Here is a 23,035-nt window from a genome sequence, read left to right on the forward strand (position 1 = left end):
GAATGAATTGGATTTTAGATTGCAGAATACGATTATCTAGATGCCTGGGCTACGCGCTCTAGCTCGTTTTTCTTTTTGACAGAAGGAGCTGCCGCGTCGTTCGCAGCTGCCGCAATTAGATGCTCTGCCAGGTATTCTTCCATGGATTTTGGATTTGAAAATGATGATTCCTTGACACCATCAGAGATGAATCGTAGTGCCAGATCAACTCTTCTTAGTGGTGAGACATCAACTGATACGTGGTATGCAGTACCACCATACACTATTCTTGTGGTGTCCTCGTTTGGTGACGAGTGTTCAATTGCTCGCACCAAAACCTCGATTGGGTTTTTGCCCGTCTTTAGGTGGATGATTTCAAATGCAGCTTTTACGGTGTTCATGGTTCGAGCCTTTTTGCCTCCCATTCTGCCGGTGTTCTTTGCATATTTTTTGCCAAAGTGCATAAGCTTGTTTGCAAGTCTTTCTACAATGTTGACATCGGCCTTGTTGAATTTCTTAAGAGCTGATGATCCAAATGTGTGTGGGTATACTACTTTGCGCAGAGAGATTACTGTCTTGAGGCCTGGGTCTTTGATTTCTACTCCAGTCAGGTCCCATTTTCTAAATAGCAAAAGATTCTGAGTCTCGGCCATGTCCCTATCTCCTTGGCTTTTCTTTTCTTCCGCGGACTAGCTCTCGCAGTGAAGTGCCATTAACCTTGAAAACCTTGAATCGTACACCTGGGATATCACCCATTGCACCGCCTTGTGTTGCACCCATTCCCTCTACGTGGACCTCGTCGTGTTCATCAATAAAGTTCATTGCGCCGTCTCGTGGCAAAAATGCAGTTACTGTCTTGCCGTTTTTGATCAATTGTACTCGGACACATTTTCTGACTGCAGAGTTTGGCTGCTTTGCCTCAACGCCAACTTTTTCCAAAACAATTCCTCTTGCCTGTGGAGAACCACCAAGTGGGTTTGCCTTTATGTTTAATCCTAATAGTCTGCGCTTGTAGGTGCCAATTTGCCAGCGTTGTCGCTTGCGCTTTGCCTTGAGTACGCGTCCTGCGAATAATCCTAGTGGTGACTTTGCCATATCTACTCCATCATCCTGTCCGGACTGTTAATTAAAACGCTTGTAATCTCAAAGTAGCGCTTTGCAAGCAGTCTTGCCTTTTCTGCGTTTCTGCCCTCTCTACCCACCACGATTCCCTTCTTTTTGGCATCAACTAATACAATAGCCTGAGTAGAGCCGTCAAGGCGCTTGTTCAGTTTTACATCGGTTACAAGTTTTGGATTTAGCATGTTTTTCAAAAATACAACTGGGTCATCTGAATATTCAACTAGTTCTACTGATTTTTTGACAATGTTTTGCAGGTTTCGAATATGGGTGCCGCCTTTTCCGATTGCTAGGCCCATTTTTCCCTCATTTACTACAAAAATTACTCGGTTTTGCTTTTCGTCTTCCACACAATCACGCGCAGATGCGCCGGTTACGTTTTGAAAAAGCGAGATCAAACGCATTTGATCAGTTGTTAGTTTGATTGTTTGTGGCATATCGACGGATTATCTCAGACCGAGATGGCTCTCATTTAAACTTTCAGTGGTCATTTGGATTCTTCTTTTAGAATTGCCTTGACATTAGAGTCGGCAATGGATGTTAGTGAAGCTGCTGAAACTCTATACTGTAATCCGCACAATTTTCCTAGTGCGATTGATGTTCCATCAAAGTTCAGTGTGGAAATTTTTCCGTCACTAGTCGAGTCTTGGATTTTTTTTAGTTCTTCTGGTGTTACTGAATTTGAAATTACGACTAGCTTTGCGCCCTTGATTGACTGTATTACTTGCTTTGAGCCCAGTACACACTTGTTATCGTTTAGTGCGTCCTTGAGTGCTTTTTCTAAGAGTTTTCCCAATTATATCACTGTGTAATGTCGATCCGAAATAGCTCCTTTATAGATTTACCCTTGGATGTTTTGATCAAATGTGAGGTTTTGCGATTTTAACTAAAAATAAGAAAAGAGATTACTGTGACGCTACAACAGTGTAGCTTACAGTGAATGGTTCGGTAGTTTTTGTGTGTACTGCAAGTGCGTTGCCTACAAAGCTCCATGTGCCGGATGCTGTTTGTGTGTCAACCAGTGTCAGCGCAAATTTTGTTTTGCCGTCCGGTGTCCAGATTGGCTGGCCCTTGTCTTCTCCTTCAGCAAGAGGTCCAGTCAATGCTACTAGCTGTACTGGCTCGGATGCTGAATATGTGAGAAGTCCGCTGTATGGTTTCTCAGATGGTGCTAGGATCACTGCTAGCTGGTGCGATTCGTGTCCAACTCCAGGATCTGTTGCAGACGTCAGAGTGCCGGTCTTGATGGTTTCTGCAGATTCCTTTTCCATATAGCTGACAGTATAGCTTACGGTAAATGGCTCTGCATTTCTTGTATGAATTGCAATTGCATTTCCTGCAAAGCTCCATGTGCCGGATGCTGTTTGTGTGTCAACCAGTGTCAGCGCAAATTTTGTTTTGCCGTCCGGTGTCCAGATTGGCTGGCCCTTGTCTTCTCCTTCAGCAAGAGGTCCAGTCAATGCTACTAGCTGTACTGGCTCGGATGCTGAATATGTAATCGTACCTTTGTAGATTGACTTGCTTGGCGGCAAGACCAACACTAGCTGGTGTGATTCGTGGCCAAGGCCCGGATCAGTTGCAGAGGTAGCAGTCTTTGATGTTATGGTTGATTTGTGCGCCATCGGTTTTTCTGCTGGCTTTTCTTGAGGCTTTGTTGGTGCCTTGCATTCTCCTTTGTATGCAAGTTCCATTCCTTCTGCCTTTAGCATGCATTCATTTCCATATGTGATGCCGTTTACTCCGCAAACCGGCATGTACTCTTTGGTGCATGCTACTGGTTTTGCTTTTTCAGACGGCATTTCCGGTTTTGTAGTAGATTTCTTTACGTCCTTGCATAGCTTGTCGCCGCAAATTTTGCTTGCAGTCTTTGAGCCAAAGGCCTTTGCGCCTTGGCTTTGTGGCGAGCCTTGTGCCTTTGCGGCATCGGCTGCTTGCACTGCAAACGATGTGAAAAATGCGGCAGACAACAATACACTTACTGTCAATATTGACAGCATTGTTTTTGCCATTATACTCAGAATGTAAGATCAGATATAATATTCTTGAGTGTTACTTTACTGAATTGTTACGGTTTGCACTTGGGCTTGTGCTAGTGGCGATGCGTCATCTAACGATTTCCACACAAACGCCTCTACTGTGTACTGGCCTTTGTGCTTTGGAGTCCAGGACTGGGATATCTCAAAGTTTTGGCCCGCGTTCAGGTTGCCGACAATCCAAGATAATGAGACGACTGCGCCGTTTTGGTCAGTGATTTGAATAATATTGGTAAAGTCTTGCTTGTGTGATTCTAAGTTTTGGATGTGCGTTATGATTTGGAACTGCTGATTTTGTTTTGGGTTTTGGATTTGTTTTCCTTGCGAGTCTGCCAGATAAATTTCATCAATTGCAATTTTTGATGCGCCAGGAGAGCCGGAACCAACTTGTGATTTTGCAATTATGTCCAGGTCATCTCGTATGGAATTTGGTGCAGGCAGTGTCCTGTCTTTGTATATTGCAGTGATGGTATCACCATCTAGTGCACGCAGTCTGTTACCGCTGGAATCGTCACTTTGCGTCAGAATTATTGTTGCCTCAAAGATTCCAGACTCGTCATCTGTTTCTGTTGCAATGACTTTGATTCCTGCAGAATCCGAATCAGACGATACGTCGATTTGCACATCATCCAGGGTTTCTGGATTTAGGTTCATGTCAGGATCAATTACTTGAATCAAAACTTGGTCATTCTCCAAATAATTTGGATTTGAAAATTCAGCTTCAGCAATATTCCATTGTATTTGGGCAGACTCTGTTAGGACAACCCCATCTGCAAATTCAAACGATATAGTCAATCCGTCATCACGGTCTGTTTCCAAAAATCCTCCAGTTGGACCACTGCCACTTGTTCGCGGCGTGGTATCATCATCGCCGTCTCCGTCTGCATCATGTGCAAATCCAGACAGAATTATCTCTCCGGTAAAGACTCCGCTGTTTGGACTAGTCTCTGTTAGCTTGTATTGATTCAAGGATGCAGATGATGTGGAGATTTTGATTGGATGATCGAAATCATCGCCAATTGAATCAATTCCGTATTGATTTGCGTTCCATGCAGGCGCTGCAATTGTGATTCGAACCTTGTCAGTCCAAGAATAGATATCTCTGTCAAAGTAGATTGGCGCATACGGTTTGTAATAGTCAGGGATTTGCTCTGCAAACGCGCCTGAAAAGAGTAACGGTACTAAAAATAACGCTAGCAATGTTTCGTAGAATGCGCTGCTGGCTTTTGAAGATAACTAATGATTAGTTCTTGGATACTTGCATGTAGAGATCTACTGTTCCAGAACCAACTGGAATGTTTGAACCAACGATTACGTTTTCTGTAACTCCTTTGAGCTCTTCGATTTCTCCGGTCAGTGCAGCCTCTGCAATTGTTGGGACTGTGATTTCAAATGCAGCCCTTGCCAATACGCTGTCTTTGGTTCCTGCGATTCCGTGTCGACCGATTTGTTGCAGGTATCCACGAGAGCACATCATGTCTGATACCAGCATGATGTATCTGGAATCGACTTCCAGTCCCTGGTCTTCCAGAGTTGTAGATAATTCGTTGATTAGTGCGTTTCTTGCAGCTTCGATTCCTAGTGTTGCCGCAATTTCAAAGACGTTGTTTGTTCTAACGTTTCTCTTGTCGATTCCGTCGATTTCCAGCACCTTTGCCAGATTAGAGCCGGTTGTCTGGATGACCCATTCGTCGTCTTTTTGTGCAACTGTTACACGAGTAATGTCTGGCACTCCCTTTACTATGGAGTTTAGTACCTTGTTTCTAATTGCAATTGCAGTTGGAGCATCAGATTCTTCTGCCAGTGTCAGGGTAATGGTGTTGCCGCTAGTCTCCATTTTGAATTTCTTGTTTGATGCAAGTGCTGCCTCGACTTCTTCTACTGTGCAACCTCTCTGGGAGAGTGCGGTTGGACTAAGCTCAATTGTGATTTGTGTTGCATAGTCGGTTTCTACGTTTTCTACCAGTGCGGATATCTTGGTCTGTAGTGTGTTTCTTGCAACCTCGATTGCCTTCTCTCTGGATTTTTTGTATTTTTCTTCCAGGTAGATGTCCATGGTCGGTGTTACTGGCTTTTTTCTTGCATCGACTAATTCGATTAGTCTTGGCAGACCTAGTGTTACGTTTCGTTCTCTGATTCCTGCAAAGTGGAATGTTCTCAGTGTCATCTGGGTTCCCGGCTCTCCGATAGATTGCGCAGTTACAATTCCTACCGCTTGTCCTGGCTCTGCCTTTGCCTTGTGGTACAAGTCAACTGCCTTTTTGAGTACTTTTTCTGTTCCCTCTTTGGATAATTTTGAATGTAGGATTGACTCTTCGACTAGGCGGGTGAGTCTTGGGTTGAATGACTTGGTGTATTTCTTTACCATGTCTTCTGCTTCTTCTTTTGTGATTTTCTTGCCAGTGTCTACGATTGTCTCTGATTCGATCAGTCTGTTTATGTTGAATGCCTCGCCGTGGTCGGACTTTGCAACATCGATTCCGTCTTCACCATACAGGAATTGGATGATGTGTCCGTGTGGGTCGCGCACTGTATTGTCGTATTCTAGCTTGATGTGCTCTAGCGCGTTGACTAGTCTTCTCTGCATGTAACCAGATTGTTGGGTTCTGACTGCAGTGTCGACTAGTCCTTCTCTTCCTCCCATTGCGTGGAAGAAGAACTCTATTGTGGATAATCCGTCTCTATAGTTTGATTTTACAAATCCATGTGCGTCTGGGTTGTCGTCATTTTCCTTAAAGTGTGGCAGTGCCCTGTTGTTGTAGCCCTTGTTTAGTCTATTACCACGAATTGACTGTTGTCCTAGTGCGCCTGCCATCTGGCCAATGTTTAGTGATGAGCCTCTGGCTCCTGTTGTTGCCATGATTCTTGCGGCATTGTTTTTGTCTAGCTGCTGGTCAGCTGTGTTTCCTGCCTTGTCTCTTGCCTTTGATAATTCGTTTACGATATAGGCTTCCAGTGCCTCGTCTGCAGAAAGTCCTCTAGTTAGCTTTAGTGTGCCTTTCTTTGCCTGTGAAATCAAATCATATACTGTGTTGTATGATTCGTCAGTTCCTGCGTGGATGTCGGATCGTACTTTTTCTGATAATTCCAGATCAGAGTAACCATAGCTGAATCCATAGTGAGTGATGAATTGTTTTGCCACAATCAATACAGAGTTGAGGAATTTCTTTGCAACCGCATTACCATAGTCTTTAGCAACTCTGTGCAAGACACTTTCCGGCTCTTCTGCGCCAATTGATGCCTTGTCGATTACTCCACTAATCAGCTGGCCATTCTTGATTACAACGTCTTTTTGTGTGCCTTTTGTTCCCTTGGACCACTTTGATGTGATTACATAGTTAAAGTCTGATGGCAAGAACAATGAGAAGAGTTGCTTTCCAGTGTACATTGGGCCGTCTTTTCCTTTTGCTGCTGGCTCTGGGAATGTTCCCTCGTATCCGCCAAGCATTGCATAGTTTGCAAATTCTTGCGGTGTGAGCATCGTGTCATCTTTGGTTAGAAGGTATGATCCAGTGATAAAGTCTCGAAGGCCTCCGATGATTGGACCGCCATATCTTGGTGAAATAAGTTGGTCTTGTACTCTCATCAGTAGAATTGCTTCTGCTCGGGCTTCCTCGCTTTGTGGTACGTGCAAGTTCATTTCGTCCCCATCAAAGTCTGCGTTGTATGGCGGACATACTGATGGGTGTAGTCTGAATGTTTTTCCTGGTAGTACCCGGACATAATGAGCCATAATCGACATTTGGTGAAGTGATGGTTGTCGGTTGAACATTACAATGTCGCCGTCTGCTAGGTGTCGCTCCACTAGATAACCAACTTCGATGTTTTGTGCAATGATAGAGCGGTCCTCTACGAAATCCAGTCTGATTTTGACGCCGTCTGGTCTTACAATATAATTGACACCTGGGAACTTGTCTGGTCCGTTGATTACCAGCTCTCGCATTCTCTCAATGTTCCATTCAGTTACAATCTCTGGGATTGTGAGCTTCTTTGCTACTGCTTCTGGCACACCAACTTCTGACAGATCAAGGCTTGGGTCTGGCGAGATGACGGTTCTGCTGGAAAAGTCTACTCTTTTGCCGGACAGTGATCCTCTGAATCTTCCTTCCTTTCCTTTGAGTCGCTGTGTTAGTGTCTTTAGTGGCCTGCCAGATCTGTGGTGAGCTTGCGGGATTCCAGAAACTTCGTTATCAAAGTATGTGGTTGTGTGGTATTGCAACAGGTCAACTAGGTCTTGGACGATTAGTGGTGGTGTACCTGCGTCCTTGCTTTCCTTTAGTCTTTGATTTACACGGATGATGTCGACCATTTTGTGGGTCAAGTCGTCTTCTGATCTGATACCTGTTTCCAGGATGATTGATGGTCTAACTGTTACTGGTGGCACCGGCAATACCTGCAAGATGAACCATTCCGGTCTTGCGGTGTTTGGATCATAGCCCAATAATCTTAGGTCCTCGTCTCGAATTTGTGTAAATCTCTCTCGTATTGTGATTGGTAATAGTCTGTGCTCGCCAATTTCGGTTTTTTCGATAAATATTGTTGGTTTTGTGAAAATCATGTCGTATTGTGGTTTTCCACAGTGCGGGCATTCCTTTGCTTTTTTGGCCTTGTCTAGGATTTCATCGGGAATTCTCTTTTGTGAAATTATTGTGTATGCTGCTTCCTTTTTGAGAACTTGGCCATAGTTGTCAAGATCTTCCTGTGGAAGCTTTAGTCTGGAGCAAGAACGACACGTTGCTAATAGTAATTTGTGAATATTGTCAATAAATGCAATGTGTAATACTGGCTCTGCCAATTCAATATGACCAAAGTGGCCAGGGCATCTTGCCGCGGTGTTTCCGCATGTGAGGCATTTTTGTCCAGGCTCTAGTGTTCCTAGTCTGCCATCCATGAGTCCACCTTGGACTGCCATTCCGTCTTCGTCGTATGTCTCCGGTGCCGTGATTTCAGCTACAGAGTATTTTCGAATTTCAGTTGGTGACCAAACTGAGAATTTGATTCCGTCAATTGATTTTACTGTTTGAACTGACAATTACACTCTCTCCTTGATCATTAGTCTTGGCGCTACGTTGAGGCTTTGCATTTCCTGGAGCAATAGCTTAAACGCATATGCCACGGAAACTGATGAGACCTTTGCCTTGTCTCCGCAGACTCGGCAAACGTATTTTCTTTGTTTAACATCATGATATGCAACTAGTCCGCATCGCTCACAGACATAGATCTCAGACTTGTCTGATTCATCCAATAGTCTGTCTTTGAGAATCATGGATGCGCCATATGCGATTAGGCAGTCTCGTTCCATTTCACCAAATCTGAGTCCTCCTCCTCTTGCACGACCTTCTGTTGGTTGCTTGGTCAGCATTTGGACTTGTCCTCTTGCTCTTGCGTGAATCTTGTCTGCCACCATGTGGTGCAGTTTTTGATAATACACAACTCCGATGAAGACTTCTACTGGGAATGGTTTTCCAGTTCTGCCGTCGTACATTATTTCTTTACCAGAATATTTCAGTCCAGAGCCTTCCAGTGCTGCCTTGATTTCCTCTACTTTTTCTCCAACAAATGCAGAGCCGTCAAATCTTGCACCTCTAACTGCAGCTGCCTTGCCAGACACAGACTCCATAAACATTCCAACTGTCATACGTGACGGGAATGCGTGTGGGTTGATCAATACGTCTGGAATAACTCCTTCTGCGGTATATGGTAGGTCCTCGTATCTTGCCAAAATTCCAACCACACCTTTCTGTCCGTGTCTTGATGCGAATTTGTCGCCAATTTCTGGAATTCTCATGTCTCTAACTCTAATCTTGTACATTTTGCCGCCCTCGTTGGATTGTGTCATGACTACTGTATCGACTACGCCAGTCTCTGATGGTCTAACGCCAATTGATGTGTCTCTTCTGTATGGTCCCTTGGACTCGAACTCTCTGTACTCTTCCATGAATCTCGGAGGACTGGTCTTGCCAATCAGAATGTCTCCGCCAACTGCGTTTGACTCTGTTGCAATAACTCCGTCTTCTTCTAGTAATCGATATGCCTTTTCTCCTTTGTATCCTCGGATGTTGTCCTCGGCGTTTGGAATCTCAAAGTTGTCTCTCATTCCGCCTGGGTATTGTTTTGCTTCAGCCTCATAGATTCTGTAGAAGAATGTTCTTCCAAGGCCCCTGTCCACTGCAGCTTTAGAAATTACAATTGCGTCCTCAATGTTGTATCCGTCAAATGGCAATACAGCAACTACACAGTTCTGTCCTGCTGGTCTGTCTTCCATTCCAAGCAGGTTTAGCGCTTTTGTGGTAACAATTGGTGTTTGTGGGTACCACATAAAGTGCTGTCTAACATAGGTGCTAGTGTTCATCATTGGTGTTGAAAATCCTAAGCTTTGCTTTGCCATTGCAGACTCGTATGTGTTTCTTGGGGACTGGTTGTGCTCTGGATATGGGATGATTGATGCGCCTGCTCCCAAGATTGCCGATGGGAATATTTCTAGGTGAGTGAATTTCTTGGTGTCCTTGTCATCTATTGTGATGTAACAGTTTTCTTCCTCGTTTGCATCGTTTAGCTCAATGATTCCCATTCTTAGAAGGTCATTCCAAGACATGAGCTTCTTTGATACTTTGTCAATTAGCTCTTGTGTGAGTAGTGGCTTGCCATCTTTAATCACAATTAGTGGCCTCAAGACACGGCCTGCATTGCAGTTAACGTAGAGTCGCTTTGTTGCGCCTTCCACGTTTGGCTTGAAAAATGAAATGCCTACGTGTGGGTGAATCTTGGAGTTTCTTCTCAGATCACGCAGTGACTCTACCAGCTTGTCGCCGTCCTTGTAGTAGCCAACCAGTCTTCCATCGACAAAGACACGGGTTCCGTCTCGTTTCAGATCTTCTTTGGCATCAGTAAAGTGTACCGAGCCCAAGTCGTAGAGTTTTTCGATTATTTCTTCTGGTGAAACATTTACTGATATTATAGCAGATAATGCCAAGTTCTTGACTAGACCACAGTTAGAGCCTTCTGGTGTTTCGCTTGGGCAGATTCTTCCAAAGTGAGTTGGGTGCAAGTCTCTTGCCTCAAAGTTTGGCTGTGTTCTGGATAATGGAGACTGGATTCTTCGAAGATGAGAAATTGTGGACAGATAGTTTGTTCTGTCTAGGAGTTGTGTTACGCCGACACGACCTCTGCCCCAGTTTCCTGTTGCAATTGCGTTGTTTAGTTTGTCTGATACTATACCTGGTCTAATGGCAGCTGCTACTGCATTGATTCCTCGTTTTTGTCCGGATCTTTCCAGTTGGTATTTCATGTCGCGGACCAAGTTTCTAAATGCAGTTCTGAACAGGTCAGCTAGCATTTGTCCTGCGAATTTGATTACTTTATTTCCATAATGGTCCTTGTCGTCTGGAGAAATCCAGCCCAACTTTAGCTCGATTAGCTTGCATGCTGCCTCGCCTAAGAACTGGGCCTTTTCTCTTCTGTTTTCTTGATGCTTTCCTAGGTGTGGCAATAGTCCCCAGTCAAGCAATGTTTCTGCTCGCTTGATCTGGAATTCTTCTAGCATACCTGGCGCAATTCTCTTTGAAATATACACAATGGAATCCTTTGATGTTTGGACTTCGGCTACTTTTTCAAATGATGCTTCTAATTCATTTTGGATGGATTCTACCAAAGAAACAGCTGCTGCAATTTCCCTGTCGGATTCTAGTCCGAGTGCCCTCATCAATGTAACTACTGGAATGTCTACTGGAGATCCTGGAATTCTTGCTACGATCAGTCCGTCGTTTTTCATTACTAGTTCTAGTTTTGCGCGATAACCAACAATCGAAGAATAGACTTTGGCCTTGTAGACATCGTTGCCGCCAACCTTTTCCTTGTCGACGATGATCTTGTTGTAGGACAGATCCTCTAGTCCTACTATAACTCGTTCAGAGCCGTTGATGATAAAGTATCCACCAGGATCGTTTGGATCCTCGCCGTGTTCAATTAATTTTTGAGTAGAGAAATTGTGCAGAATGCATGCATTGGATCGTACCATGACCGGAATGTCTCCAATGTGGACAAATCTTGATTCTAGGATTTTTCCGTCTTCTACTACGCTTGCCTCCATCATTATTGGCGCAGAATACGATACGTTTCGCAGTCTTGCCTCTGTTGGAGTAATATGAGTAATAGAGCCGTCAAGTTCCATCATTCTTGGCTGTTGCAGTTTTACTTTGCCAAGCTGAATCTTGTATGGATATTCTGCGTTTTCAATTTCAATTTGTGCCACTTCGTCAATGATGCTTTGCAATCCTCTCTCCAAGAATTCATCAAAGGAGTTTAGGTGTTGTCTTGCAATTCCCTCTCTTTTTAGGAGGTCTTGTATGATTGGCCAGCGCTTGTTAGATGGGTCTGTCATTTAGATCTCCACCACATATCTGTAATAGATGCTCTCACCCGCAGTTGGGCTCTTTCTTGTAATTCTTATCATGTCTCCCGGTTTTACGCCAAGTCCGATAATTGCTGGATCGTTTGCAAAAATCAATGGCATCTCAGTTGGTTTGCAGTTGAATTTTTTGAGGACTTCTTCTGCATCTTTTTTGGTCATGATTTCGTGTTTTGGCACGTAAATGTGATCAGGTACTAGAACGTGTGTTTTTTTAGTTGCCACTTTTCTCACCATGGATAGCATTAGCTAAATCTTGAAAATTACCAAACAAACTAAAAAAACTCTAAAAAGACTTTATATATAGTTAATCAAGATCCATGCAAAAATCCAATATTTTTCGTTATTAGTCAATGATTTTTTTCCTAAGCTTAAATAGTATTCGTTAGAACGAAAAAGCAAGATGAATACTCTGTACGCAACACTAGCGTTGTTTACAATTCTGGCTACAGGCTCAGTAGCAGTACCAGCTTTTGCTCAGGAATTTGTAGATGCAGTCACAGTTAGTACCGACAAAGAGGCATACGAAGATGGAGAAACAATCACAGTATCAGGTTCAGTCAGAGAAAGACTGTCTGGATATGATGTGACTTTGCAAGTCTTTGCAGCCAACGGAAACTTAGTTACTGCTCAACAACTGCCAGTTTCAGATGAGAATACATTTGGAATTGACCTGACTGCTGGCGGTCCTCTGTGGAGATCTGCTGGAGAATACACCATAAAGGTGCTATATGGAACAGCAACAAGAACCGCAGAGACAAGCTTTGAGTTTGGTGGCTCCGGAGACGTAATTCCAGGACCAAAAGTACCACAATTCTCGCTGGCTAACCCAGACGATGGATCAGTTGGATACAAGATAAAGGGCGGTAAAATACTCAGCATTACTCCAGACGTCCAAGCAAAGTCCCTAATCGTAGAGATAGAGACTACAAGTGACGGCGAAGTAACCCTGATTATTCCAAGAGGCATCCTTGATGCAAGACTTGGTCCAGACGGAATGAGCGGTGAAGATGACAGCTTTTTCGTCCTAGTAGATGGGGCAGAAGTGGACTTTGAGGAAACAACCACCTCCGAAGATCGCACTTTGACCATAGAATTTGAGGACGGAAACACTCAGATCGAGATCATCGGAACCTTCGTGATCCCAGAATTCGGCACAATCGCAGTAATCATTCTTGCAGTGGCAATTGTATCAATAGTTGCCATATCAAGAAGCAGACTAAGTATCCTGCCAAAATACTAGATCTTCAACTTTTTTCATTTTTTAAATATACATAAATAGTCAGCATTCTAATCGCCAATCAAGATGAATAGTTATGCACTATCCGTGCTAATTGCCATAATGGCTGCAGCAGGCACTTTAGCAATAGTACCAACTTATGCATCTACCTTCGACGAAGAGGCATGCCCAGATTGTGGCAGCAACGACATTTACACAAAAGCCAACTTGGCAGCTCAAAACGACTTGCCAATTGCGGTTTGGACAGACAGTCGAGTCTATGACCACGAGTCTGAAGTTGTAGTAAGCGGCACCGTTGCAAACATCAAACCTGGCTTTCCAGTAACAGTCACAGTGATTGGTCCACAGAACAACATTGTGAGCGTTCATCAAGTCGAAGTTTCAGAGGACAACACATTTGAAACAGTGTTTAGCACCTCAAGCGCTCTCTTTAAGGCAAATGGTATGTACACCGTTCGAGCACAATATGGCCCACAAGAAATCAACGACAAGGTCATGATTGAGCTCGTAGGTGAAGCACCAATGGGAGAGGTAGCATGTGGTGATGGTGAGCTTGCAGTAAAAGGCGGTGGAGAAGTCTACTGCGTTCCATTTGAAGCAGATGGAGTAGTAGTGACAGGATCCTCTGTCAGCAGTGCAACAAAATCACTCATTCTGAAAATCGAAACTGAAGGCGACGGATTCGTCTCACTTGCAATCCCAAGAGATGTCTTGGATGCAACAGAGGACGGCTCTGATGTGGACTTCATTGTCCTAGTTGATGATGAAGAAGCAGACTATGAGGAAGTTGATAGCGACGATTCAACAAGATGGGTCGAGATCATAGTTCCAGACGGCGCTTCACAGATTGAGATCATAGGTACTTATGCAGTTCCAGAATTTGGCACAATGGCAGCAATCATTCTCGCAGTAGCAATTGTATCTATAATTGCTGTTTCTGCAAGAACACGACTTAGCATCTCACCAAGATACTAAAGTCTCTATACTTTTTTCATTTTTTAGTACAAATTCCGAGAAAAAGAAATATACGATTATCATAAAGTTTTGGTGTGAAGTTTAACCACGTTTTGGTTTTGTTTCTAGTTGCATTTGCACCGCTGAGCTATGGCTTTGCATCTGCCCAGATAGAATGCAAGCAGGTCTGCGTAGCCAAGCCGTTTTACTCTGAAGGCGAGGCAGTCATAATATCAGGCAAGGTGGATGCCTTTTTGCCAAACACACCTCTGTTAATTCAGGTATTTCGTGATACAAACCGCGTACACATTGCTCAGGTCGAAGTTGCGCAAGACGGTACGTATAGCTATTCATTGATTGCAGACGGGCCATACTTTAAGCAGGACGGAAAATATCTAGTTCAGGCATCATACGGGGTCACTGGAAATGTCTTTGAGGCAAGCTTTGAATTTCAAACTACTGCGACAGGACAAAATCCATCGCAAATCTTTGAGGTAAGGGCAGGAGACCAAGGAACGTTTGATGTGCCATATACGATAAACGGTGGCACAGTAAAGAACATCATAGTAGACCCGGCAATCTTGGGCCTAATTGTTACAATACAGGCAGACAATGACGGCTCTATAACACTAGACTTGGGAAGACAGTGGATTGACGCAAAAACAGGTCCCAATGGTAGGACTGGTGATGATGACAAGTACATCATCTATATTGATGGATTGGAAGTTCCATACCAAGAGTCCTCAATAAGACCAGAGTCAAGACTCATCACAATACAATTCCAAGAGGGCGACTCGGACATTGAAATAATTGGAACTTTTGTAGTACCGGAATTTGGCCCAATTGCAATACTGATACTAGTAGTCGCAGTGTCATCCGTTTTGGTATTATCAAAGAAAAATACGTTTTTGCGATTTAGCTAGAACCCGTATTTTGCCTTAAACGGGGAAACCGAACGCAGTTCTGCAACTATGACTTTTAGAGAGTCAACTGTCTGATCAATTTCAGATTTTGTGTTTGATATGCCAAGGCTTAGCCGAAGCGAGCCGGTGATTTGCTCATGAGAAAAACCCATTGCCAGTAGAACGTGCGATGCCTTTTGCGTCTTGACAGAACATGCAGAGCCAGTTGATGCTGCAACACCATGTTCGTCCAGCTTTATTATGAGGTCCTCGCCGTTTACTCCAAGAAACGTAAAGTGTGCATTGTTTGGCAGCTTGTCCTTGTTGCCGTTTACTGTAACGTGTGATATTTCTGATGAGACTCGTTGCACCAAGTAATTGCGAAGGTTTTCCAGACTTTTGGAATTTTCATCCAGATTCTCTTTGGCAAGCTGGCATGCTTTTCCAAATCCCACAATGTTTGCCACATTTTCTGTGCCAGAGCGCATTCCGTTTTCCTGCCCACCGCCCAAGACGAACGGATCTAATGTGACGCCAGTTCTTATGTATAGTGCGCCTATCCCCTTTGGCCCGTTTATCTTATGAGAGGATATCGACATCAAGTCAACTCCAAGTTCCTTTACGTTGACTGGGATTTTTCCCACTGCCTGGACTGCATCTGTGTGTAAAAGCACGTGATGTTTTTTGCAGATTTTCGCAATTTCTACAATTGGCTGTATTGTTCCAACCTCGTTGTTTGCAAGCATTATGCTCACTAGAGCGGTTTTCTCAGAAATTGTCGATTCCAGCTTTTGCAGGTCAACTAGTCCAGTGGAATCAACTGGAAGATAGACAACATCAAATCCAAAAGATTCTAGCTTTTTGCACGGCTCTAGTATTGCGTCATGCTCAATTGATGTAGTGATAAGCTGCCTTGATTTGTTTTGGTTCATTATTCCATGTATGGCAGTATTGTTGGATTCTGTTCCGCCAGACGTAAAGAGAATCTCGCCAGGACTGGCACCTACTAGCTCTGCTACTCTTTTTCTTGCAGACTCGATTGCCTTGGTAGCTAGTCTGCCAAATCGATGAATCGAGGAGGGGTTGCCATAGTTTTCCTTTAGATATGGCATCATTTCCTGCAGTACAGAATCGGCAATGGGAGTAGATGCCGCATGATCGAGATATATCAATCAGCAATCACGTTGATTTTGCCCGGCCTGTATCCAGTTTCGTCTATTGATACAGATTCAAATCCAATTGACTTTAGCTTGGATGTTAATTCCTCAAGATTTGTGTTTTGGAGTAGGTATAATTCGTCTACACCTATTTCGATTTTTGCTGCACCATTTATGTCACGAACACGCACCTGGCGCGCGCCGACTGCTTGCTTGACAAATATCTCACCCATCTCAATTCTTGCCAGTCTTTCTGCTGTGACTCGCTGCCCCCATGGAATACGTGAGGCGAGGCAAGAGTTTGACGGCCTATCATATACAGAGAGCCCGACTGATTTTGCTGTATCTCGCACCTCTTTTTTTGTCAGGCCAGACTCTACAAGTGGGCTCCTAATGCCGTTGTTTTGTAGCGCAACTATGCCTGGCCTGTAATCACCAAGATCGTCCAGATTTGTCCCATCCACTATTGTCTCGATGTTTTTCTCTCTAGCTAGTCTGATGAGGTGGTCTGCAAGCTCGGATCTGCAATGAAAGCACCTATTCTGGTCGTTTTTGACAAAATCCGGATTTTGCAGCTCGTCATATGAAATGATTAGGTGTGCAATGCCAATTTCTTGGCAGATCTTTTTGGCAGATTCTAGTTCTTCTTGTGCCAGTGTTTTATAGTCAGCAGTAACTGCGATTGCAGATCTTCCAAGGGTGTAATATGCAGAATATGCAACCAGTGCGCTGTCCACTCCGCCAGACAGTGCCACAAGGACACTTTTCTTATCAGAAAACCAATTATTCAGAGAGTCGAGTTTCATTTTAGTTGCTTTCTTACTTCGGCTTTGATTAATTCTTCGGTTTGCTTGAATGTCAGGACTAGATTCTCAGAGATCTTTTCGATGTCGTCGTATTCTATTTTGAAGGATTTGCCTGCGGTTTTGCATCGCACCGTGAAATCCTTGTTTTGTATTTTTACTTTAATTGGAATGATTTTTCTTGGAACGATGAATCTCTCCGATGAGCGAATTCGTATTCCCAGCGTTCCAGTCTCTGAAATCAGGACATTTGCTAGCTTGTCCACATCTTTCGGAGAGCAAATAACAGAGATCATGTGGCTCGGCCTTCCCTTTTTGGTCATTGTTGGGACTATAGAAACGTCCTTTGCACCACTTGACATTGTCTTGTCAATTACGTGCGCAAGCACTTCGCCAGAGACATCATCGACGTTTGTCTCCAAGATGCTCACAGTATCAGATTCCAGATTGGATTGCTCACCTAGGACCAGCTTCAAGACATTGGAGAATCCTTCAAAGTTTTTCTGGCCTGCCCCATACCCTACCGAGTCTATCTTCATTAGTGGATAATGCTGGACACATCTGTCTACCATGCTTACAAGCATGCAGGCTCCAGTAGGCGTGGTAAGCTCGGATTTTGCATTGTTTCCAGAAATCAATATGCCTGATTTTGCAAATATTTCCAAAATTGCCCCTGCGGGATTTGAAACAATTCCATGTGAGAATGAGACCGTGCCGTTTCCCACAGCAACCGGCATTGTAATTATTTGGTGATCAAAACACTTGAGATCATCTAGCGCTATTGCGGTGCCAACAATGTCAAGCACAGTGTCAATGCTTGCCGCCTCGTGAAAATGAACGGAATTCTTTGGTACGCCGTGGATTTTTGACTCTGCAGAGATTAGTGTCTCTATGCTATCTTTGGCAAATTTTGCAGTCCTCTCAGATAATCCAATTTTTTGGACAGTCTTTACAATACAGTCTTGGATTTCGGTTCCCTTTCTTTCGTGGTGGTGCTCATCTAATTTCAAAACCAAAGAAGTAGCATTTACTCCGTGCTTGTCTGTTTTTTTAAAATCAATTTTTGTTATTTTGGAGCGATGTAGAAATTTTTCTGATGCTTTTACTCCGGAAATAATTTTGGATTTTTTTGCTCCAAGATCCACCAAACCGCACAGCAACATGTCTCCAGATATTCCAGCAATCTGTGGATCTATTACAAGAACCATATCATCAAGGCTTCAAAAATGCATATAAATTCTCGGTAGCAATCAAAAAAAATTTCCACACAATCACAATAGATTTAATTACAGAGCAAAAAAGTCGCAAAATGTAAATGATTACAATTATCGGCTCAGGCAAGGTTGGCGGAGATGCAGCATTGTTCTCTGCACTAAAAAAAGTCGACAAAGAAATTCTACTATTAGATGTAGTAAACGGACTGCCGCAAGGCGAGGCAATGGACATCAACCACATGCTATCAGAGCAGGGAATTGATGTTGCTGTCCGAGGCTCTAACGACTATTCCGAAATGAAGGGCTCCAAGGTAGTAGTAGTTGTGGCAGGCTCGGGAAGAAAGCCAGGCATGACTAGAATGGATCTGCTCAAAATCAACGCGGGAATCGTCAAAGGCGTAGTTGAGAACATCAAAAAATACGCAGACGACTCTATCATAGTTCCAGTTACAAACCCGCTGGACCCAATGGTTCACATTTCATTTCAGACATCAGGTTTTGAGAGAAGCAGAATAGTAGGAATGGGTGGAATGCTGGATTTATCAAGATTCATCCAGTTTATTCACGAGGCAACTGGCCACTCTAGAGAATCCATTCGTGCACTAGTCATAGGTGAGCACGGAGAAAACATGTTGCCATTGCCAAGATTTTCCACAGTTTCAGGAATTCCGCTAAATTCAATGCTTCCAAAAGAAAAGCTTGCCGAGCTGGTCCAGAACACAAAGCAGGTGGCAGCAAAAGTAATTGAGCTCAAGGGAGCAACGGTTCACGCCCCAGGAAACGCAATATCTACAATAGTTGACGCCATACTAAAAGACAGAAAGAAGGTAATCCCGGTTGCAACACCGCTAGACGGAGAATATGGCCAGTCCGGCGTATCAATTGGCGTTCCAGCAGTGATTGGCAGAAAAGGAGTAGAGAAAATAATCGAGCTGGACTTGGATGCGCAAGAAAAGGAAAACTTCCTCAAGGGAGTAGAAAGTGTCAAGTCTGCACTTGCAGGCATCTGATCAGTTTTTTAATTAAGTCAATCAAATCCAAAATAATGGAAGTAACAGATGTTTTAGAATCACTCAAAATCGGCAAGATTACTGTGTCAGAGGCAAAAAAACTCCTTTCACTATATTCAATAGAAAAAATAGAAGACTTTGCCCAAATCGACATGGGCAGAAAGCACCGCAAAGGCATTCCCGAGGTAATATTTGCGGAAAGAAAAACCTCGGATGAAATCAAAAAAATCATTGTACGGGTAATGGAAAAATCAAACTCTGTCCTAATATCTAGAATTCAGAAAAAGGACTATTCTGGAATAGTCAAATTTGCAAAGGCAAAAAGGCTCAAAATCAAGGACGGCAAGAACACCACCACCCTTTTGATCTACAAAAACACGCTCAAAAGCACCGGCGGCAAAGTGGGAATTGTCACTGCAGGCACATCAGACATTGGAGTTGCAGAAGAGGCCAGACTCACATGTGAGGCAATGCACTGCGATGCGATAACAGCACATGATGTTGGAATTGCTGGCATGCACCGAATATTTCCAATCATAAAAAAATTCATCGAGTTCGACGTTGACGTAATTATTGTGGCGGCAGGAATGGAGGGAGCACTGGCATCCGTAGTATCATCCCTGGTTAACGTGCCGGTAATAGGTCTGCCAACATCCGTAGGATATGGCTATGGGGAAAAAGGAGTAGCTGCTCTAGCATCAATGCTTCAGAGCTGCTCTCTAGGATTATCCGTAGTGAATATCGATAACGGCATTGGTGCTGGGGCAGTTGCATCAAACATTGCAAATCGGGCTAGACGTCGATAATTCCAAGATTTGCAAGCTCGGAACCAATTCCAAATCCAATTAGCGCAATTCCAGTTCCTAGGCCTGCCATTTCAAGGCCACCTTTGATGATGTTTGTTTGAGCAAGCCTTGACTTTACTGCACCGACTGCAAACGATGTGGACAAGCTGATTCCAATTGCTATCATCAATGGAATGTATCCTTGCGCAAAGAAAAACGGAATTATCGGCAATATTCCGCCGATTAAAAATGCACCAAACATTCTCAGTGCGCTCTTTAGTGGATTGCCAAGTACATCCACATTTAGCTTTAGCTCCTCTGTGAGCATTGTGTCCAACCAGACTTTTTTGTCTGATGTAATCTTGTTTACGATCATTTCCAGATCCTTTCCCTCAAAGCCTTTTGCCTTGTAGATTTCCTCTATTTCCTGGCGCTCTATTTCCGGCTTGTTCTCAATTTCCCATTCTTCGCGCGCAATTTCGGATTTGAGTAATTCCCTCTGGGCTTTGACTGCCAGATAATTCTGAACTGCCATTGCTTTTGCCCCAGTAAACATTCCTACCAAGGCAGCTAAAATGATAATATTTGATGAAACGTCGGCACCTCCCACTCCCGCAGCAATACCAAGTGATGTGTTGATTCCATCCCCAAACCCAAACACAAAATCTCTAACCCCGCTGGACTCTGACATGTGCGGCTCCATATGACGTGGCTCGGACACTTCTTTCATGGTATGTGTAGATTTGATTGCAATTTAAGTTTGAGAGCGGGAAAATAATTTATACCATATAGAAGGTCAGTGGTTAGTTGGCTGGCAAACGTATTGTTCTTACTGCTGACCGCAGTTTAATGACAAACTATCGCGGAAATTTCCTTTACGGGTTTATTGCTTGCGGTCCGTATGAGCTGCTCCCAGAATGGGTCTTTGACAAGGTTTTTTGTCCAGCGGTAGAGACAGACCCAAACACCGGTGAGGCAAAGGTAGCCCAAGTCGGATTAAGAAGAGTTGAATCCGCATTGCTCCAAGGATATAGGCGAGACGAAATCTTTGTTGCCAACCCAGATTACCTCTCCAAGGCAATTGGCCCAGACACCAAAGTAGTCGGCATCAATGTAATGGACCCACTTGGAATGGCTCCAGTCACCACAACCATGTCTCCTGAAAAATTATCCTATGTCGCAATGAAGTTCAAGCGCATGTGCGCAAATATTATCCAGTTAAAGAAAAAATATGATTTCAAGGTAGTAGTCGGCGGAAACGGCGCATGGGAGCTTGCAAAATCCGACAGAATGAAGATTCACGGAATTGACACAGTTGTGGTAGGCGAAGCAGACGAGCTTGCACTGGATTTATTCAAGGATCTGGAGGGCGGAGACGCACCAGAGCTAATGCACTGCTTTGTCAAAAACATACAAAACATTCCAGTAATTGAAGGCCCAACCGTCAACTCGCTAATAGAGGCAATGCGAGGATGCGGCCGTGGATGCGACTTTTGCGATGTGAACAAGCGCTCAAAGAAGGACTTGCCAATAGAGCGACTACAGCATGAGGCAAAGATAAACCTCGATTACGGATTTGATTCCATTTGGCTGCACTCTGATGAGATGCTGCTATACGGTTGCGACAACAAGGATTTCCAGCCAAACAGGGACGCAATCACTGATCTGTGGAAAAACCTCAAGGGCCTAGGAGCAAACTTTGTTGGAACAACACATATGACATTCTCAGCAATTGCGGCAGACCCAACACTACTAAAACAAATGTCAGAGATCAACGAAATGCACACAAACGGTAGATGGCTTGCAACAAACCTAGGAATAGAGACGGTTGCGCCAAGAATGGTCAAAAAGCACCTGGGTGTCAAAACAAAACCATTCTCAACTGACGAGTGGGGCTGGGTTGTGCGAGAAGGAGCAAGAATAATGAATGAAAACCATTGGTTCCCTGCAGCCACACTGATCATCGGCTGGCCAGACGAAACACCAGATGAGACTCAATACACTATAGACTTAATCGAGGATTTCAGAAAGACCAACTTTAGGGGACTGGTCGCACCATTGCTGTACCAGGACTTTTCAGAAAAGAACTCGATGCACTTTGGAAACCTCAACGAAGCCCAGTTCACATTATTTTGGAGATGTTGGGAGAACAACTTGCGCGTAATCAACGATATTGTTCCAATAATTCTGAGAAACAAGACCTACGGTCCGCCAATGAAGATCTTCATGTATGGTTTGATCAAGGCAGGAACCTGGGCCATTATGAGATATCTGCGAGGACTCTGCAAGGACCTATTCAATGGCAAGCTGCCAGAAGAGATTGTCGAAAAATACGCAAGAAGCAGATCAGTAGCTGCCCCAACATACACGAGATAATTATCTGATTTCGTAAGAGAATTTCTTTATTGCCTTTCCAAAATAGTTTATTGTGATTTCGTATTTGCCAGGTAGAGTCTTGTCTGTTATCTTGAATGTATAGTCCAGCTTGCCCTTGCTGTTTACTAGGACTTTTTGCGTGTCTGTCTTGCAATTGTGTAATAGTATGACATCCGCCTTTTGGCCTTTCTTGTACAGGTCCGGAGGGATTCGGACAGTTATTTTTTCAATGATTGCTTTGCCCTTTTTTATCAGAATTGTCTTTGAGGCCGATTTTTCCTTTTCTATTTCTGATTTTTTGCCCCAGCCATCGTCGCCATAGATTTCCTTTAGCTTGGCAATATCTACAGGCATTATCTCCATTAGTTCAGGATCCAGCGGAGTGTGGCTTGGGCTTGCCAATATATCCAAGATTGGCACCATTATCGAGGACGGATGTCCTAGGCCTCCGGTGTAGAGGAGTTCTTCAGAAATGTAATGCCCCAGGCCCATAGCATGGCCAAGCTCGTGTCGCAGAATTGCCTCCATTGCAACAATTAGTTTTGGCGAGTCCTGCTGGCACGTATACCAGTATGTCCACTGAGAATCCTTGGTCTCGCATATTCCGTATCCTTGGTAGTAGATTTCAACGTGGTTTATGTTGTCTTTGAAGTAGTGCCTTCCAAGGATTTCGACTCCTTCCAGTCCTTGCGGCGGGGTTTTCAGAAATGATATTATCACATTGCACTTGGCATAATCAAAGCTTGCCTGCTTGCTTCGCGGAATCTCGACATAGTTTATGTTCCATTTTGCGTCGCGCTGAGAGGATGATTTGAGTGGGCCTATCCAAGCATCTAGGTTTGCCTTGGTCTTTTTTAGAAGAATTGGAATGATGCTTTCTGGGACATTTGGATCCTGCGCGGGCTCTTTTGTGCAAAATGTCGGTGTTCCTTCAAATCTGTTCGGCAGTGGTTCATATTTTATCTCAAGTCTTTTTGCAGAGGCAGCACCTACACTTGATAAAAGCAGGATTGCAAAAATTACAGCGACTAGTTTTTTCAATGGTATAGTTTGACG

General features: G+C 43.9%; 20 protein-coding genes. 6 read left to right on the plus strand and 14 right to left on the minus strand.

The window, feature by feature from the left end:
• Positions 1-32 precede the first annotated feature (32 nt).
• The 9 genes from NAQ_RS05155 to NAQ_RS05195 all read right to left on the minus strand — a co-directional run bounded on the left by NAQ_RS05155 (position 33) and on the right by NAQ_RS05195 (position 11,763).
• Positions 33-632 carry a 30S ribosomal protein S7 gene (locus NAQ_RS05155; RefSeq protein ID WP_100182542.1) on the minus strand — a complete coding sequence of 200 codons (600 nt, stop codon included), beginning with the start codon at positions 630-632 and terminating at the stop codon, positions 33-35.
• 4 nt (positions 633-636) lie between these two features.
• Positions 637-1,074: a 30S ribosomal protein S12 gene (locus NAQ_RS05160; protein ID WP_100182543.1), complete on the minus strand. Its 438-nt coding sequence runs from the start codon at positions 1,072-1,074 to the stop codon at positions 637-639.
• 2 nt (positions 1,075-1,076) lie between these two features.
• Positions 1,077-1,535, minus strand: a complete 459-nt coding sequence (locus tag NAQ_RS05165; protein WP_100182544.1) for a NusA-like transcription termination signal-binding factor — start codon at positions 1,533-1,535, stop codon at positions 1,077-1,079.
• A 50-nt stretch (positions 1,536-1,585) separates the two neighbouring features.
• On the minus strand, positions 1,586-1,894 hold the full coding sequence (locus NAQ_RS05170) for a ribosomal L7Ae/L30e/S12e/Gadd45 family protein (RefSeq protein ID WP_100182545.1): 309 nt from the start codon (positions 1,892-1,894) through the stop codon (positions 1,586-1,588).
• Positions 1,895-2,003: 109 nt separating this feature from the next.
• Complete coding sequence (locus NAQ_RS05175; RefSeq protein WP_100182546.1) at positions 2,004-3,107, minus strand: Kazal-type serine protease inhibitor family protein; 1,104 nt, start codon at positions 3,105-3,107, stop codon at positions 2,004-2,006.
• Between the two features lie 45 nt (positions 3,108-3,152).
• Positions 3,153-4,331: a hypothetical protein gene (locus NAQ_RS05180; RefSeq protein WP_100182547.1), complete on the minus strand. Its 1,179-nt coding sequence runs from the start codon at positions 4,329-4,331 to the stop codon at positions 3,153-3,155.
• 43 nt (positions 4,332-4,374) lie between these two features.
• The gene (locus NAQ_RS05185; RefSeq protein WP_100182548.1) at positions 4,375-8,163 is read right to left on the minus strand and encodes a DNA-directed RNA polymerase subunit A'; all 3,789 of its coding nucleotides are present in this window, start codon (positions 8,161-8,163) and stop codon (positions 4,375-4,377) included.
• Positions 8,164-11,511 (minus strand): DNA-directed RNA polymerase subunit B, encoded by a 3,348-nt coding sequence (locus tag NAQ_RS05190; protein ID WP_100182549.1) that lies wholly within the window; start codon positions 11,509-11,511, stop codon positions 8,164-8,166.
• The gene (locus NAQ_RS05195) at positions 11,512-11,763 is read right to left on the minus strand and encodes a DNA-directed RNA polymerase subunit H (protein ID WP_100183470.1); all 252 of its coding nucleotides are present in this window, start codon (positions 11,761-11,763) and stop codon (positions 11,512-11,514) included. It abuts the gene before it with no gap.
• A 178-nt stretch (positions 11,764-11,941) separates the two neighbouring features.
• On the opposite strand from NAQ_RS05195, the gene NAQ_RS05200 reads away from it, so the two are divergent.
• From NAQ_RS05200 to NAQ_RS05210, 3 genes are all read left to right on the plus strand, one after another.
• The gene (locus tag NAQ_RS05200) at positions 11,942-12,781 is read left to right on the plus strand and encodes a PEFG-CTERM sorting domain-containing protein (RefSeq protein WP_100182550.1); all 840 of its coding nucleotides are present in this window, start codon (positions 11,942-11,944) and stop codon (positions 12,779-12,781) included.
• A 63-nt stretch (positions 12,782-12,844) separates the two neighbouring features.
• Positions 12,845-13,753 carry a PEFG-CTERM sorting domain-containing protein gene (locus NAQ_RS05205; protein ID WP_100182551.1) on the plus strand — a complete coding sequence of 303 codons (909 nt, stop codon included), beginning with the start codon at positions 12,845-12,847 and terminating at the stop codon, positions 13,751-13,753.
• A 74-nt stretch (positions 13,754-13,827) separates the two neighbouring features.
• The gene (locus NAQ_RS05210) at positions 13,828-14,655 is read left to right on the plus strand and encodes a PEFG-CTERM sorting domain-containing protein (RefSeq protein ID WP_100182552.1); all 828 of its coding nucleotides are present in this window, start codon (positions 13,828-13,830) and stop codon (positions 14,653-14,655) included.
• Here NAQ_RS05210 and NAQ_RS05215 read toward each other — a convergent pair.
• The 3 genes from NAQ_RS05215 to larC are packed head-to-tail and all read right to left on the minus strand — an operon-like array spanning position 14,652 to position 17,802.
• Positions 14,652-15,806, minus strand: a complete 1,155-nt coding sequence (locus NAQ_RS05215; RefSeq protein WP_100182553.1) for a cysteine desulfurase family protein — start codon at positions 15,804-15,806, stop codon at positions 14,652-14,654. The genes NAQ_RS05210 and NAQ_RS05215 overlap by 4 nt on opposite strands.
• The gene (gene larE, locus NAQ_RS05220; RefSeq protein WP_100182554.1) at positions 15,803-16,597 is read right to left on the minus strand and encodes an ATP-dependent sacrificial sulfur transferase LarE; all 795 of its coding nucleotides are present in this window, start codon (positions 16,595-16,597) and stop codon (positions 15,803-15,805) included. The genes NAQ_RS05215 and larE overlap by 4 nt, the downstream gene beginning before the upstream one ends.
• Complete coding sequence (gene larC, locus NAQ_RS05225; protein ID WP_100182555.1) at positions 16,594-17,802, minus strand: nickel pincer cofactor biosynthesis protein LarC; 1,209 nt, start codon at positions 17,800-17,802, stop codon at positions 16,594-16,596. Before larC ends, larE begins: the two co-directional genes overlap by 4 nt.
• A gap of 107 nt (positions 17,803-17,909) precedes the next feature.
• Here larC and NAQ_RS05230 point away from each other — a divergent pair, with 107 nt between their 5' ends.
• On the plus strand, positions 17,910-18,818 hold the full coding sequence (locus tag NAQ_RS05230; RefSeq protein ID WP_100182556.1) for a malate dehydrogenase: 909 nt from the start codon (positions 17,910-17,912) through the stop codon (positions 18,816-18,818).
• 35 nt (positions 18,819-18,853) lie between these two features.
• Positions 18,854-19,624: a nickel pincer cofactor biosynthesis protein LarB gene (gene larB, locus NAQ_RS05235; RefSeq protein ID WP_100182557.1), complete on the plus strand. Its 771-nt coding sequence runs from the start codon at positions 18,854-18,856 to the stop codon at positions 19,622-19,624.
• On the opposite strand, the gene NAQ_RS05240 is transcribed toward larB, so the two are convergent.
• Complete coding sequence (locus NAQ_RS05240) at positions 19,611-20,333, minus strand: VIT1/CCC1 transporter family protein (protein WP_100182558.1); 723 nt, start codon at positions 20,331-20,333, stop codon at positions 19,611-19,613. The two genes, larB and NAQ_RS05240, sit on opposite strands and share 14 nt — an antisense overlap.
• A gap of 119 nt (positions 20,334-20,452) precedes the next feature.
• Here NAQ_RS05240 and NAQ_RS05245 point away from each other — a divergent pair, with 119 nt between their 5' ends.
• On the plus strand, positions 20,453-21,979 hold the full coding sequence (locus NAQ_RS05245) for a radical SAM protein (protein WP_100182559.1): 1,527 nt from the start codon (positions 20,453-20,455) through the stop codon (positions 21,977-21,979).
• On the opposite strand, the gene NAQ_RS05250 is transcribed toward NAQ_RS05245, so the two are convergent.
• Entirely contained in the window at positions 21,980-23,020 is a 1,041-nt protein-coding gene (locus NAQ_RS05250; protein ID WP_100182560.1) for a zinc metalloprotease, read from the minus strand.
• Between the last annotated feature and the right edge of the window lie 15 nt (positions 23,021-23,035).

Source organism: Candidatus Nitrosotenuis aquarius (assembly GCF_002787055.1).
Lineage (GTDB): Archaea > Thermoproteota > Nitrososphaeria > Nitrososphaerales > Nitrosopumilaceae > Nitrosotenuis > Nitrosotenuis aquarius.

Excerpts from the sequence above, each read along its gene's own strand:
- NAQ_RS05155 (WP_100182542.1), bottom strand. The coding sequence starts at position 632 with ATGGCCGAGACTCAGAATCTTTTGCTATTTAGAAAATGGGACCTGACT.
- NAQ_RS05160 (WP_100182543.1), bottom strand. The coding sequence starts at position 1,074 with ATGGCAAAGTCACCACTAGGATTATTCGCAGGACGCGTACTCAAGGCA.
- NAQ_RS05165 (WP_100182544.1), bottom strand. The coding sequence starts at position 1,535 with ATGCCACAAACAATCAAACTAACAACTGATCAAATGCGTTTGATCTCG.
- NAQ_RS05175 (WP_100182546.1), bottom strand. The coding sequence starts at position 3,107 with ATGGCAAAAACAATGCTGTCAATATTGACAGTAAGTGTATTGTTGTCT.
- NAQ_RS05190 (WP_100182549.1), bottom strand. The coding sequence starts at position 11,511 with ATGACAGACCCATCTAACAAGCGCTGGCCAATCATACAAGACCTCCTA.
- NAQ_RS05200 (WP_100182550.1), top strand. The coding sequence starts at position 11,942 with ATGAATACTCTGTACGCAACACTAGCGTTGTTTACAATTCTGGCTACA.
- NAQ_RS05205 (WP_100182551.1), top strand. The coding sequence starts at position 12,845 with ATGAATAGTTATGCACTATCCGTGCTAATTGCCATAATGGCTGCAGCA.
- larE (WP_100182554.1), bottom strand. The coding sequence starts at position 16,597 with ATGAAACTCGACTCTCTGAATAATTGGTTTTCTGATAAGAAAAGTGTC.
- larC (WP_100182555.1), bottom strand. The coding sequence starts at position 17,802 with ATGGTTCTTGTAATAGATCCACAGATTGCTGGAATATCTGGAGACATG.
- NAQ_RS05230 (WP_100182556.1), top strand. The coding sequence starts at position 17,910 with ATGATTACAATTATCGGCTCAGGCAAGGTTGGCGGAGATGCAGCATTG.
- larB (WP_100182557.1), top strand. The coding sequence starts at position 18,854 with ATGGAAGTAACAGATGTTTTAGAATCACTCAAAATCGGCAAGATTACT.
- NAQ_RS05240 (WP_100182558.1), bottom strand. The coding sequence starts at position 20,333 with ATGAAAGAAGTGTCCGAGCCACGTCATATGGAGCCGCACATGTCAGAG.
- NAQ_RS05245 (WP_100182559.1), top strand. The coding sequence starts at position 20,453 with ATGACAAACTATCGCGGAAATTTCCTTTACGGGTTTATTGCTTGCGGT.